The following is a 13,132-nucleotide window of genomic DNA, read 5'->3' on the forward strand; positions in this document are numbered from 1 at the left end:
GCGAGGAGGAATCATGGCGTCGAACACACAGGCTCCAGCCGCCCTGGATGTCATTGCTGTCCTGCATGCCCTTGCCGACCCGGTGCGCCTGGACATCGTCCGGCAGCTGCGCGAGTCGGACACGGCGATCGCGTGCGGCCGGTTCGACACCAGGGTGGCCAAAAGCACCCTCAGCCACCACTTCAAAACCCTCCGGGAAGCGGGCATCATCGCCACCCACCGAGATGGCGGTCAGGCCCTCAACACGCTGCGCACCGCAGAGCTGGAAGCCTCGTTTCCCGGCCTGCTCGGCGCCATCTTCCGTCAGGCTCAGCCGTAGCGCAGCAGTGCTCTTGCGCCGCCCGCCCGCTGATACCGCACCCGCTCGTCCGGGGCCTTGCCCGACCAGTTCGGCGCGCTCGAACGGGGGTGCTGTGACCTTCAGCCGGTCGGGTAGCCCGTCGAGCGCGCCGTCCAGGTGCTAATTAGGAGAGGGCGTTCAGCAGCGGGACCAGGCGGCGTTCCTCGTACGTGAAGTGGGACTCCATCACGGCTTGCAGGGTGGCCACCTCCGTCTGCGTCGGGTTGGCGGCCACGCGGCGGATCAGGTCGGCCAGCTGCTCGTGGTCGCGGCGCAGCTCGGCCACCAGGGGACGCAGGTCCGGGTAGTGGGTCTCCAGGTACGGGAACAGGGACTGTTCCTCGCCGTCGTGGTGGCGCTGCAAGGCGGAGCAGAAGGCCAGGCAGTGCACCGCCAAGTCGCCGCTCATGCCGCTGAAATCGGACAAGGCCTGGCGGAGTCGCTGGTGGAGGTCGATCAGTTGGTTGCCCAGGGCCATGAGGCGTGGGGTCGGGTCTGACAAGGGGATTCCCTCGGATACCGCGCCTCCATGCCCTCGGCGGACGAAATGCCGGGTACACCGCGACGCTGCACCCGATATTACTAGAGGCATGGACGCCTACGATGCCCCGCTCAACGCCGCCGTGGTCCACGCCCGGGAGTGGCTCTCGTCGCTCGGCGAGCGGTCCGTGCCCCCGCGCGCCGATGCCGAGCAGATCGGCCGGGCGGTCGGCGGGCCGCTCAACGAGGACGGGGAGGATGCGGCGGCCGTGGTCGAGCGGCTCGCCCGGGAGGCCGAGCCGGGGCTCATGGCCATGCCGTCGGGTCGGTTCTACGGGTGGGTGATCGGCGGGACGCTGCCGGCCGCGCTCGGGGCCGACTGGCTGGTGAGCGCGTGGGACCAGAACGCGGCCATGCGGTTCCCGACGCCGGCGGTGGCGGCGCTCGAGGAGGCGGCCGGGCGGTGGGTCGTCGAGCTGCTCGGGCTGCCGCAGGGGTCGGACGTCGGGTTCGTCACCGGGGCCACAATGGCGAACTTCACCGGGCTGGCGGCGGCGCGCCGGCACGTGCTGGCGAAGCACGGCTGGGACTTCGACCGGGACGGGCTCGCCGGGGCGCCCCGGATTCGGGTGCTGGTCGGGCAGGAGCGGCACGACACGCTCGATCTGGCGCTTCGGTACCTCGGGCTGGGCGCCCCGACGCCCGTGGCCGCCGATGCGCAGGGCCGCATCCGCCTCGACGCGCTGGAGGAGGCGCTCCGGCAAGGCGATGGTCCGGTCATCGTGTGCCTGCAGGCGGGCAACGTCCACAGTGGAGCCTTTGACCCCGTCGGGGCGGCCGCGCGGCTGGCGCACCGGCACGGGGCCTGGGTGCACGTCGACGGGGCGTTCGGGCTCTGGGCGGCCGCGTCGCCGAGGACCCGGCACCATCTGGACGGCCTCGCGGCTGCCGACTCCTGGGCCACCGATGCGCACAAGACGCTGAATGTGCCGTACGACTGCGGGATCGTCATCGTGCGGGATCCGAGTGCGTTGCGGGCGGCGATGGGGGTGCGGGCGAGCTATCTCATCGAGCCGGCCGGGCCCGGCGGGGCGGCGGATCCGCTGGAGAAGGTGCCGGAGCTCTCCCGCCGGGCGCGCGGGGTGCCGGTCTGGGCGGCGCTGCGCTCGCTCGGGCGCAACGGCGTGGCGGATCTGGTCGACCGGCTGGCGGGGCATGCCCGGGCGCTGGCGGAGGGGATCGCGGCGATCGACGGGGCCGAGGTGCTCAACGACGTCGTGTTCACCCAGGTGTGCGCGACCTTCGGGGACGACGCGCGCACGGCGGCGGTGACCGAGGCGCTGCTGCGCGACGGCACCGCGTGGATGTCGGGCTCGCGCTGGCGCGGGCGCAGCGTACTGCGGGTGTCGGTCAGCAACTGGTCCACGTCGGACGGTGACGTGGCGGCGTCGCTCGAGGCGCTGCGCCGGGCGGCGCGTGCGGCGGCGTAGGCGGCCATCGGGTCGAGGGTCCTATCGACCCGACGGCCGCCGCCGTCGCTCAGCGGATCGGCACGTCCACGTAGGAGCCGCCGGCGACGGTCACCGAGCCGCCGAGGGTGTTCTCGTCGTAGTACAGCGGATCCGTGGTGTCCACGACCAGGGTGAGCGAGTGCCCGGCCGGCACGTCGTACGCGGTCGCCGACAGCGCCACGTCCACGCCGCGGCTGCCGGGGGAGGGGCCCAGCCACGTCACCGGGGCGTGGGTGATGAGCCTGGCGTTGCCGAGCGGGTCGAGGTCGTACAGGTACGCGACCACGGTGCCCTGCGCGGCCGTGCCGGTCAGGTCGAGGTGCACCTTCGGGATGCCGCGGATGCGCAGGGCGGTGCCGGGCCGGTCCGAGACCCACACCCCGGCCCGCAGGCGGTCCACGGTGGGCAGCCAGATCCGCGGCTGCTGGCCGGTGAACGCGGACACGCCGTTGGTCAGCAGCACCACGCCGCCGTCGGCCGTGGTGTCCAGGCCGGATGGGAGGGTCTTGCGCCAGCCGGTGCCAGGCGGGCCACCCAGCAGCCCGGTGCCGTCGATCCAGCGGATCGCGCCGAGGCCGTAGCGCTTCGTCGACGTGCTCAGCGCGGCCCACGAGGGGTACTGCTCGTAGCCGGCGTCGAGCGGCTGGAGGACGACGGGCGGCTCGGCCCCGATGCCGGTGTCCACGCCCGCGAGGTACTGGTCGAACCAGCGGTACAGGCTGGTCCAGGCGTCGTTGGGCAGCCCGGCGAGCCCGGTGAGCTCCGCGATCGCGTGGTCGCCCGGGCGCAGCTCGAGGCGCTTGGGCGGGCTCAGCCGGCCGAACAGGTCGACGAGCTGGTCGGGCGGGAAGACCGAGTCGCCCCACGCGTTGGCGATGAGCACGGCCGGATGGTTGGCGTTGATGGCGTCGAGGTACGTGGCCGGCGAGCGCACCCGGGCCCACGCCTTGACCGCATCGACGTTGCGGTCGGCGTTGAAGTCGGCGAGCTTGCCGCTGAGGTCCGCGCCCGGGTGCCCGACCAGGCTCGCGGCCAGGCTCAGCAGCCCCGAGGACTGCAGGTGCCGGGTGTTGTCGCCGTAGAGGGAGTAGACGAGGTCGCTCCAGCCGCTCATCATGACCACGGCCCGGATCCGCGGGTCGAAGGCCGAGCCGAGCAGGCTGATCCCGGCCCCGTAGGAGACCCCGGCGGCGCCGATGCGGGCCGGGTCGGCGGCGGTGTTGGCGATCGTCCAGTCGATCACCCTGGACAGGTCGGCCATGTCCTGCGGCCCGGCGGTGTCGATCTCGCCGCCGGAGGCCCACCAGCCGCGCGGGGTGTAGGACACGACGACGTAGCCGCGGCCGGCGAGCGCGTTGGCCTGGGCGAGGTACTCGAGGTCGTTCAGGCCCCAGCTGGACGGGAACACGATCGCGGGGTGCGGCTCGCCGTCGGCGGGCGCGACCACGTTGGCCTTGAGCGTGACCCCGGCGCCCGGGATGTCGACGAAGCGCACCCCGGTCGTGGCGGCCCGGGCCGGCGCCGGGCACGCGGCGACCGTGAGGACCAAGGTGAGCAGGAACAGCAGGGAACGGCGCATGCGCACTCCTCCTGGCGGGGATGGGGGTGCCCGTTGGTGGCGGCAGCGTAGGAGCCCGTTGCGGTAATGAGAAGCTCGTGACTTTCTCATTACCGATGGGTAACATCGGTCGATGTGCTGTACGGTGTCCCGACGCCGCGGCGCCGCGACGCCCAGCGCAACCGCTCGGCCATCCTGCGCGCCGCGAGCGAGCTGCTGCTGACCGGCGGCGCGTTCGCCGGCATGCCGGAGGTGGCCCGGCGGGCGGGCGTCGGCCAGGCCACGCTGTACCGCCATTTCCCCGACCGGGGCGCGCTCATCGCCGCCGTGGTGGCCGATCGGCTGGCACTTCTGGAGTCCCGCGGCGCCCTGCCGTTCCGTGCGTTGCTCGCCGAGGGGTTGCACACCCAGGCCGCCATGCGCCGCCTGGACCCCGAGTCCCGCCGCCGCCTCACCGCTCGCGTGGTGAGGACGCTGGGCGCGCTATTGCGCCGGGCGCAGTCCGCCGGTGAGGTCCGCCCGGACCGTACGACCGCGGACCTGACGCTGCTGTTCATGATGCTGTCGGCATCGGGCGAGCAGTCCGCGCAACGGTCGATCGAGCTGCTGCTGGACGCGTTCTGCGCCCGTCCGGAACAACTCGTCCGGAACATCGGCCCTGAGCTCGATGCGGTGGACAGGTCGAACCGCGTCGAGAACCCGGAATGAGGCGACCCTTCGTCGATGGGATGCCGGGACTGCCCGTGGACACAATGGCGGCGTGCCCGATCCCGAACTCGCCGCGCTGCGCGACTCCATCCACCACCGGGGCGTGGCGGACGTCGAGGGCGCCGCGAAGGCCGTCACGGAGTACCTGGAAGGCGTCCTGGGCAAGGCGGGCGCCCCGGGCGATCCGGCGGCCATGCGCTGGGCCCGCGACCGCCTCCGCCTGTTCATGGTGGTGAGCCTCGGCAACTGGTTCGGCGTCCTGGAGCGCCTGCCGGCCGAGTACCCGGTGCTGCGTGAGGAGTGGCGCGCCCTGCTCGCCGCCCCCGCCCGCTACGGCCCGGAGGACCTGGTCGCCTGGTGGTGGCACCTGCAGCCGGCGATGTTCGAGCCGCTCATCGCCGCCCAGCTGCGGGACATGAGCGCTCCCTTGCGCGACGGCGTGGCCGCCATCCTCAAGGAGGGCGCCGACTTCGACGAGCGCCTGGTCGACTGGAACGCCTTCGGCGCCTTGTAGCGCACCCGCGTCAGAGCGAAGGTGACGCAGCCCACACGGCAGCCCGGCGGGGCGAGCGGCTCCAGAATGCGCGAATCGGTGCCGATCCGGACCATTCAGCACCGTTGGGCCACCCCCCGGTTGCCGCGGCGCCATGCGACTCGGGTACAAACCCGGATCATGCTTGCCGTCGTCCTCGCCGTCATCGCCGCGGCCATGTTCACCACCTCGGCGGCGATGCAGCAGCGCGCCGCGCAGCGGGCCGCGCCGGACGTCGCCCACCGGGCGCTGCCCGTGCGGGTCGTGCTGCTGGTCCGGCGGCTGGTGAAGGACAAGTGGTGGCTGTCCGGCTGGGTGCTCAACGCCGCCGCGTTCGCCGCCCACGCCGTCGCGCTGCACGTGGGGTCGCTGACCGTCGTGCAGGCGCTGCTGGTGTCGCAGCTGCTGTTCGCGATGCTCACCGTGCGCCGGCCGCCGGTGCGGGCCTGGCTGGGCACCGTGGCCGTCTGCGCGGGGCTGGCGCTGCTGGTGGTGGCGCGGCCCGCGGTACCGCAGCACCTCGACCGCCACGCCGTGCCCCCGGCAGTCGCCGTCGCGGCCGGCGTCATGGTCCTGTTCGTGGCGCTCGCGCACCTGCTGCCCAAGCGCACCGAGGCCCGGCTGCGCGGCGCCCTGGCCGGCGTGGCGGCCGGCGTGTGCACGTGCCTGACCGCGGTCTTCGTGGTGCTGGCCACCGACACCCTGGCCCGCGACGGGGTGTCCGGCCTGGCCCACGACTGGTCGATCCTGGGGCTGATCGCCTCGACGACGGCGAGCGGCCTGCTGACTCAGGACGCGTTCGCGGCCGGCTCGCTGCCGACCGCGCTCACCGCGATCAGCATCGCCGACCCGCTCAGCAGCGCGATCTTCGACGCCAGCGTCTTCCATGTGGGCTGGCGCGGTGCCACCTGGTGGCCGTGGAGCGCCGTGGGCGTGGTGGCCCTGCTGATCCTGGGAGTGGCCCTGCTGGCGGCGGCCCGTGTCGCCCAGCGGGCGGCCCAGACCGCTCCGGCCGCCCAGCTGACAGTCTCCCAGGCGCCGTAGCCGTGGTGCACCGGGTTGACCCGCGGGCGGCCCGCACCGCTGACAGTCTCCGAGGCGCCGTGGCGCACAACGCTCAGGTGCCGTGGTGCACCGGGTTGCCCCGCCGCGTGGTCGCCTGCTCGAAGACCTCCAGCAGGCCGGAGATCGTGGCCGACCACGGGAACTGCTCGGCGACCGCGCGGGCGTCGGCCTGGCGGCGCTCGCGCGGCACGCTCAGCAGCGACTCCACCCCGTCGGCCAGGCCGGCCGGCGTGCCGTCGGTGACCCGGCCCGACTCGGGGCGCAGCAGCAGCTCGCCGGCGGCGCCCTTGGCCGGCACCACCACGGGCACGCCGCAGGCCATCGACTCGAGCGTGGCCAGCCCGAACGTCTCGGCCGGCGACGGGGACAGCGACACGTCGGCCCCGGCGACGAGGTCGGCCAGGCGCTGCCGCTCGGCCACGTGGCCGACGAACCGGACCGGCAGCCCCGCGGCGAGCTTCTCCAGGCGGCGCAGGTTGGGGCCGGTGCCGATGACGTCGAGGGTGGCCGGCACGCCCCGGCGGCGCAGCTCGCGCAGGGCCTCGACGGACAGGTCGGGGTGCTTCTCCGTGGACAGGCGGGTCACGGTGACGAGGCGGACCTGGTCGCCGCCGGTGCGCGGGGCGGGCCGGAAGGTCTCGAAGTCGACGCCGAGCGGCACGCGGTGGGTCTTCACCGGCTCGAAGGCGCTGAACTCGTCGACCGAGAAGGCGGAGGCGCCCACGATGTCGTCGACGAGGCGGTGCAGGCGGCGGTTGATGGCGACGGCGGCCGAGTCCAGCGGGAACCAGCGCGGCACCCGGGTGCGCAGGATGGCGTTGATGCGCTCGTGCGAGACCAGGACCAGCGGCACCTTGCGGCTGCGGGCCCACGGCGACAGCCAGCCGATGCTGAGCTTGTCGTTGGCCTCCAGCACGTCGGGCTCGACCTTGTCGAGCAGCTCGCACACCTTGGTGCGGGCGGTGAGCACCCGGTAGCCGCCGGTGCCGGGCAGCAGCGGGCTGCGGACCGTGAGGTGCCGGCCGTCGGGCAGCCTGATGTCGCGGTCCTCGGTGCCGGGCACCAGCGTGACCCGCTCGTGGCCCGCGGCGACGTAGCCGCGGCCGGTCTGCTCCACGCAGGTGCGCAGGCCGCCCGACACCGGCGTGTAGAAGTTGGCGAGCTGGACGATCCTCACGATGCCGCCGCGTCGACGAGGGCGCCGTAGGTGGTGGCCCGCGCGCCGGCCTTCAGCGCCCCCTCGATGGCCCGCAGCGTGTCGTCGCGCAGGCCGGGGCGGTGCAGGTCGTCGGGGTGCAGCGCCACGCGGACCAGCCCGCGGCGGCGGGCCGCCCAGGCCGCGCCGGCCTGCAGGATGCGCGAGCCGAGCCGCTCGCCGGTGCCGCCGGGCCGGTGTGACAGGGCAAAGCCGCGGCGGGCCCGCCCGGATCGAAGGTCCTTCACCCCAAAATGATCCGTGGTGTACCGGAATCCCGCATCCGCCAGGGCCCGCACCGCGGCCGGCGAGGCGAGCCAGCCGGGCGGGGTGAAGCCGGTGGTGCGCAGCCCGAGGCGGTCCAGCACGGCCTTGGCCTGGTCGAGGCGCCCGGCCGCCTGCTGCTCGTCGAGCGCCGCGAACTCGGCGGCGCCGCGGGCCACGGCCCGTCCGACCGCCCGGCGCACCGCGGTGCCCTCCGGGCCGGCCGCGTGGCACCAGCCGTGCAGCACCAGCTCGTCGCCGCCGGCCGCGCGCTCGCGCAGCACCTCCGCGTACCCCTCGTGGCCGGCGAGGTCCATGCCGCGCCAGGGACCGGGGATCACCAGCAGCGACACCGGGATGCCGAGCGCGTCGGCGTCGGCGCACCAGCGGGCGGTCTCATCGGCGGTCGCGGGCGCCACGTCGTGAACGCTCACCACCATCAACGGCTCGCGTGCCGGTCCGGGGTCCTCCGCGGAATGTTCCACACCCATCACCAACGCCCATCACACCAGGTCAAGGCGGCACAGTGCTGCCGAGTCGGGGTACCTGTCGCCGGACGGTAGCACGACCCGCACAACCACCCGGGACCTCGGGCACCCCACGCCGGGCAATGCGGCGTACGTCACGGTCCGGTCGATGAACGAGCTGTGAATCCGGTGTGAATCGGGACCGGGTTTTGCAAATACTTGACAGTCTCTATGCATACCAGTGGACATTATCGATGATTTTGCCCCCCGTCCGCCAGTGGGGCGAGCGCCTACGAGCTGGGGATGGACGGCGCCTGAGCCAGTTCCTGCCGCGCCCGGGCGCCCCTGCCCGGCCGCGAGCAACCCTATGGAACGGGATAGAACGGCGTAGCTGAGAGGGCGACCCGTGGGCACGAGATGCGGGGGATTTCGGGCGATCCGATCGGTTTTGGCCGGATTTGCGGGACAATACCCGGGTGGAGCGAACCGAACAGCGGCCGGGCGGCAGCACGACGGCGCACGTGGGGCGGCAGCCGATCTACGACCGGGACGGCGCGGTGGTCGGCTACGAGCTGCTGTTCCGGGCCGGGACCGAGGACTCCAGCGCCACCCGGGTGGACGACCACGCCACCGCGCGGGTGCTCGTCGCCGCGTTCACCGAGCTCGGCCTCGACGAGCTGACCGGCGGCCGGGTCTGCTTCCTCAACGTCACGCGCTCGTTCCTGACCGGGCGGCTGCCGCTGCCCTTCGACTACAGCCAGGCCGTGCTCGAGGTGCCGAGCCTGCCCGAGATCGACGACGAGCTGGTGGCCGGGCTCAGCGTGCTGGCCGAGCGCGGGTTCACCATCGCCCTGGACCACTTCCGGGCCGGCGGGCCGCGGGAGGCGCTGCTGCCGCTGGTGAGCTACGCGAAGGTCGACATGCTCGAGGCCACCGAGGCCGAGGTGCGCGCCTGCGTGGAGATCTGCCGGCTGTACCAGCACGTGCAGCTCGTCGCCGTGCGGCTGGAGAGCGCCGAGGCCCTGCGGCTGGCCTTCGAGCTCGGCTTCGACCTCTTCCAGGGGCACATCCTGGGCCGGCCGCACGTCGACTCCGCGGTGGCGCTGACCCCCGGGCGGCTGGCCCGGCTGCGGGTGCTGGCCGCGCTGTCGGCCGGCGACGTCGACCTCGACGAGGTGGTGGCCCAGGTCAGCCAGGACGCCGGGCTGAGCCTGCGGATGCTGCGGGCGACCAACGCGGCCACGTTCGGCCTGACCCGCACCGTCTCCTCGGTCCGCGAGGCGATCGTCGCCATGGGGCTCAACCGGCTGCGCCAGTGGGTCACGCTCATGCTGGTCTCCGACCTGACCACGGCCGACCACGAGCAGCTGGTGCGGATCCTGGTCCGGGCCCGGCTGTGCCAGCTGCTGGCCGGCTGCGCCGACTACCCGGACGCCGCGGGGCAGACCGACGCGGCGTACCTCGGCGGCCTGCTCGGCGCGGTCGCCGACCACTTCGCCGTGCCGATCGACCGGATCGTGGCCGGCCTGCCGATCGGCCCGCAGCTGCTGGGCGCGCTGCGCGGCGACGACAGCCCGCTCGGCGCGGTGCTGGCCGCGGCCCGCGCCTACACCGACCCGCAGGCGCCCACCTTCCCCGAGGCGGGCGCCATCGTCGCCGCCTACCTCTCGGCGCTGGGCTGGACCAGCGGGGTGCTCGGCGAGCTCGGGCCGGAGGTGCCGGACCGGGCCGAGGAGCGGCTGCACGAGCTGGCGGCCGCGCGCGCCTAGTCTTCGCCGTCCAGCCAGCGCTCGTCGCGCTCCTTGTCGGCGTAGGCGACGTGGCCCGGGCGCTGCTTGGCCCGGTACATCGCCTCGTCGGCCAGCCGCACCAGGCGCTCGGGCTCGACGGCGGCGTCCTCGGGGGTCTCCACCACCACGACGCCGATGCTGGTCGTGACCTGCACCATGTCCCCGGTGGAGAGGGCGACGGGCTCGGCGACGGCGTCGAGGATGCGGCGCAGCACGGCGGGGATGCGCTCGGTGGCGCCGATCTGCTCCAGCAGTACCACGAACTCGTCGCCGCCGACGCGGGCCACGAAGTCGCTGCCCCGCACCGTGCTCACCAGCCGCCCGGCCACCCCGACCAGCAGCTCGTCGCCGGCCGCGTGCCCGTAGCGGTCGTTGACCGGCTTGAAGCCGTTGAGGTCCAGGAACAGCACCGCCATCGGGCCGCCGCCGCGGTGCAGGCGCCCCGCCGCGTCGTGGATCCGGTTGACCACGCGCCGGCGGTTGGCCAGCCCGGTCAGCGGGTCGTGGGAGGCGGCGTGCTCCTGGCGGCGCTGCTCGGTCACGTCGCGGTTGACGTAGACGAGGCCGGCCCGGCTGCCGTCCGGCGCGACCAGCGTGGACACCGAGGACAGCACGGTCAGCGGGGCGCCGTCGAAGCGGCGCTCACGCAGCTCCCCGCTCCACCGCCCGGTGTCCTCGAGGTCGTCGAGCACCTGGCGCACGCCGATCTCCTCGCCCTCGTCGGCGCAGCACGTGGTGGCCAGCAGCGCGAAGAGGTCGCAGCCGACCGCCTCGCCGGCCGGGTAGCCGTAGAGGCGCTCGGCCCCGGCGTTCCAGGAGTCGATCACGTTGTCCGCGCTGCACGAGATCAGCGCGTCGGAGATCGCGTCGAGCAGGTCGGACTGCCGCCGCGCGTCGTCGAGCAGGGCCAGCGTGGCCTTCAGCGCCCGGCCGTGCTCCAGGGTGGCGGCCGCCAGCGCCGCGAACGCCTCGACGAAGTCGGCGTCCGGCGCCGGGATCGGGCCGTTGCCCGGCGCCTGTACCCCGAGCGAGCCCACGGTCCGCCCGCGCACCACGATCGGCGCGACCACCACGCCGGCCTCTTTCGCGTCGCTGCGCCGGGCCTGGTCGTCCAGCGCCGCGACGGTGGCCCGGCGCAGCGCCATGCTCGTGGGCGACCCGCAGTCGCCGCCGGCGCGCACCAGCGGCGCGGTGGCGTCCTCGGGCATCAGCGCGGCCACGACGCACCGGTTCGCCACCTGCGCACCGAGCTGGGTCGCGAGGTACTCCACCAGCCGATCCTCGTGGTACGCCGACCCGAGCAGCCGCGCGCCGACGGCCGCGAGGGCAGCGAAACGGGACACGAACGCCTATCGGCCGGGCAACGCCCGAGCTGAGAGGGGCCGGCGACCCCTTCGTCCGCAACGACGTGGTGGACGAGATCCTGACGTGACCCGCGGAGGCCCCGAACCGGCCGGGTGACGGATCGATCGGGACGTTCGGGCATTCAGGTCCGGGTCCGCGAAAACTACGGTGGCCGGGTGTCCTGCAGGGCGAGCGGGACGGCAGTCACACATCCGGTGGGGGAGGCCGCCATGGCGTGGGTGAGGCCCAGGTGGTCGCGGGTGAGCCTCGCCTCCGTCCGGTCCGAGGCAGGGGTGGACCACAGAGCGGGGGCGGTTCACCTGATGGCCACCTTAGGAGCCCGCCCGCAGGGGGAATACCACTGCGCAGGCGTGCCCGGTTGCACGCGGATAGCACTATGGGCGGCGTGAGCAGCGGTGGTTGACCCGTTACGACGCGACGATCCGCGCCACCTCGGGCCGTACCGCATCCTCGCGCGTCTGGGGATGGGCGGGATGGGACAGGTCTTCCTCGGCCGCGACGACCGGGGCACGGTGGCCGCGGTCAAGACGCTGCACCTGGCCACGGGTGCTGGCGCCGGCTACGACGACGAGACCCTGGCCCGGTTCGGCCGCGAGGTGGAGCTGGTCGCCAAGCTCGACTCGGTCTACACCGCCCGCCTGCTCGGCGCCGACGCCGCTGGCTCGCCGCCGTGGCTGGCCACCGAGTACCTGCCCGGGGTGACCCTGGCCGAGCTGGAGGAGCTCGCCGGGGCGCTGCCCGAGGAGCTGGTCCGGCGGCTCGGGCAGGGGCTGGCCGCGGGGCTGGCCGACATCCACGCCGCCGAGATCGTGCACCGCGACCTCAAGCCGAGCAACGTGATGCTGCTGCCCGGCGGGCTGAAGATCATCGACTTCGGCATCTCCCGGCCCCACGACGGGGCCCGGCTCACCGCGTCGTACCACTTCCACGGCACGGTCGGCTACGTCGCGCCGGAGCGCTTCGCCGGGCTGCCCGGCACCGGGGCGTCGGACGTGTTCGCGCTGGCCGCGATCCTGGTCCGGGCGGCCACCGGGCGGCTGCCCTTCGAGGGCCGGTCCATGGAGCAGTACAACTACTCGGTCAAGTACAGCGCGCCCGACCTCACCGGCGTGCCCGTCGGCATGACCTGGACGCTGCGCAAGTGCCTGGAGGCGGCCCCGGAGGACCGCCCGACGGCCCGGTTCGTGCGCGATCGGCTCGCCGCCGGGCTGCCCGAGGCCGCCGGGCCGTGGCTGCCCGCGCCGGTCCTGCACGAGATCGCCGAGCGGGCCCGCACGGTGCGCCGCCTGCTGCAGGGCGCCGGCGCGCCCCGGCCCTGGCGGTTGGAGCGCCCGGCGATGGCCCGCAGCGAGATCGTGGTGGCCGGCGACGCGCTGCTGGTCGGGGCCGACGACGGGGTGCACGCGCTGGAGGCCGCCGCCGGGCGGCCCCGCTGGCGGCACCCGGCCGTCGTCGCCCCCGGCTACCGGCCGGTCGTCGCAGACGACGTCGTGCTCAGCCCGACCCGCACCGGCGTCACCGCGCTCGACCTGCGCACCGGGGCAACCCGCTGGGAGCTGCCGGTCGCACCGCACGGCGAGCCGCTCTTCGCGCACGGCCTGGTCCACGTGCTCGGGCCGGGGCAGCGCAACCTGCACGCGGTCGACGCCGCCAGCGGCGCGCCCGAGTGGCGCACCACCTCGGCCGGGCTGCGGCCGGTGCCGGTGCCCGCCGGGGTGGCGCTCGTGCACGGGCTGGTGGTCCGCCAGCGGCTGCGCGAGGGCGGCGACGGCTGGCGCCACGGCGACCTGCCCGCCCCGGCCGGCGCGCTGTCCGCGGCCGGCGACCTGGTGCTGGTCCGGGCCGGCGACGAGCTGC

Annotated in this window: 12 protein-coding genes; 7 read left to right on the plus strand and 5 right to left on the minus strand. The window is 74.3% G+C overall.

Annotated elements, in window-relative coordinates; genetic code table 11:
• Window positions 1-13 precede the first annotated feature (13 nt).
• A complete protein-coding gene (locus AB0M46_RS17580) occupies window positions 14-319 on the plus strand; it encodes a helix-turn-helix domain-containing protein (RefSeq protein ID WP_363337076.1) in 306 nt (101 codons plus the stop codon).
• A 145-nt stretch (window positions 320-464) separates the two neighbouring features.
• Here AB0M46_RS17580 and AB0M46_RS17585 read toward each other — a convergent pair whose 3' ends face one another.
• The gene (locus tag AB0M46_RS17585; RefSeq protein WP_363337078.1) at window positions 465-842 is read right to left on the minus strand and encodes a hemerythrin domain-containing protein; all 378 of its coding nucleotides are present in this window, start codon (window positions 840-842) and stop codon (window positions 465-467) included.
• 88 nt (window positions 843-930) lie between these two features.
• On the opposite strand from AB0M46_RS17585, the gene AB0M46_RS17590 reads away from it, so the two are divergent.
• On the plus strand, window positions 931-2,310 hold the full coding sequence (locus AB0M46_RS17590; RefSeq protein WP_363337080.1) for an aminotransferase class V-fold PLP-dependent enzyme: 1,380 nt from the start codon (window positions 931-933) through the stop codon (window positions 2,308-2,310).
• A 49-nt stretch (window positions 2,311-2,359) separates the two neighbouring features.
• On the opposite strand, the gene AB0M46_RS17595 is transcribed toward AB0M46_RS17590, so the two are convergent.
• Window positions 2,360-3,910, minus strand: a complete 1,551-nt coding sequence (locus AB0M46_RS17595) for a CocE/NonD family hydrolase (RefSeq protein ID WP_363337082.1) — start codon at window positions 3,908-3,910, stop codon at window positions 2,360-2,362.
• Window positions 3,911-4,024: 114 nt separating this feature from the next.
• Between AB0M46_RS17595 and AB0M46_RS17600 the strand changes: the two genes are divergently transcribed.
• The 3 genes from AB0M46_RS17600 to AB0M46_RS17610 all read left to right on the plus strand — a co-directional run bounded on the left by AB0M46_RS17600 (window position 4,025) and on the right by AB0M46_RS17610 (window position 6,173).
• Window positions 4,025-4,597, plus strand: coding sequence for a TetR/AcrR family transcriptional regulator (locus AB0M46_RS17600; RefSeq protein ID WP_363337083.1), 573 nt, complete (start codon window positions 4,025-4,027; stop codon window positions 4,595-4,597).
• A gap of 52 nt (window positions 4,598-4,649) precedes the next feature.
• The gene (locus AB0M46_RS17605; protein ID WP_363337084.1) at window positions 4,650-5,111 is read left to right on the plus strand and encodes a hypothetical protein; all 462 of its coding nucleotides are present in this window, start codon (window positions 4,650-4,652) and stop codon (window positions 5,109-5,111) included.
• Window positions 5,112-5,270: 159 nt separating this feature from the next.
• Complete coding sequence (locus tag AB0M46_RS17610; protein WP_363337086.1) at window positions 5,271-6,173, plus strand: DMT family transporter; 903 nt, start codon at window positions 5,271-5,273, stop codon at window positions 6,171-6,173.
• A gap of 73 nt (window positions 6,174-6,246) precedes the next feature.
• On the opposite strand, the gene AB0M46_RS17615 is transcribed toward AB0M46_RS17610, so the two are convergent.
• Both AB0M46_RS17615 and AB0M46_RS17620 read right to left on the minus strand, forming a co-directional pair.
• Window positions 6,247-7,371, minus strand: a complete 1,125-nt coding sequence (locus AB0M46_RS17615) for a glycosyltransferase (protein ID WP_363337088.1) — start codon at window positions 7,369-7,371, stop codon at window positions 6,247-6,249.
• Window positions 7,368-8,138, minus strand: a complete 771-nt coding sequence (locus AB0M46_RS17620) for a polysaccharide deacetylase family protein (RefSeq protein WP_363337089.1) — start codon at window positions 8,136-8,138, stop codon at window positions 7,368-7,370. Before AB0M46_RS17620 ends, AB0M46_RS17615 begins: the two co-directional genes overlap by 4 nt.
• A gap of 458 nt (window positions 8,139-8,596) precedes the next feature.
• Here AB0M46_RS17620 and AB0M46_RS17625 point away from each other — a divergent pair, with 458 nt between their 5' ends.
• On the plus strand, window positions 8,597-9,889 hold the full coding sequence (locus tag AB0M46_RS17625) for an HDOD domain-containing protein (protein WP_363337091.1): 1,293 nt from the start codon (window positions 8,597-8,599) through the stop codon (window positions 9,887-9,889).
• On the opposite strand, the gene AB0M46_RS17630 is transcribed toward AB0M46_RS17625, so the two are convergent.
• On the minus strand, window positions 9,886-11,253 hold the full coding sequence (locus AB0M46_RS17630; RefSeq protein ID WP_363337093.1) for a sensor domain-containing diguanylate cyclase: 1,368 nt from the start codon (window positions 11,251-11,253) through the stop codon (window positions 9,886-9,888). The two genes, AB0M46_RS17625 and AB0M46_RS17630, sit on opposite strands and share 4 nt — an antisense overlap.
• Before the next feature lie 495 nt (window positions 11,254-11,748).
• Here AB0M46_RS17630 and AB0M46_RS17635 point away from each other — a divergent pair.
• On the plus strand, window positions 11,749-13,132 hold a 1,384-nt coding region (locus tag AB0M46_RS17635), incomplete at its 3' end, for a serine/threonine-protein kinase (protein WP_363337095.1).

The sequence above is a fragment of the Dactylosporangium sp. NPDC051485 genome (assembly GCF_040682015.1).
Lineage (GTDB): Bacteria > Actinomycetota > Actinomycetes > Mycobacteriales > Micromonosporaceae > Dactylosporangium.

Coding starts and splice junctions, on each gene's coding strand:
- AB0M46_RS17580 (WP_363337076.1), top strand. CDS start 14: ATGGCGTCGAACACACAGGCTCCAGCCGCCCTGGATGTCATTGCTGTC.
- AB0M46_RS17595 (WP_363337082.1), bottom strand. CDS start 3,910: ATGCGCCGTTCCCTGCTGTTCCTGCTCACCTTGGTCCTCACGGTCGCC.
- AB0M46_RS17590 (WP_363337080.1), top strand. CDS start 931: ATGGACGCCTACGATGCCCCGCTCAACGCCGCCGTGGTCCACGCCCGG.
- AB0M46_RS17610 (WP_363337086.1), top strand. CDS start 5,271: ATGCTTGCCGTCGTCCTCGCCGTCATCGCCGCGGCCATGTTCACCACC.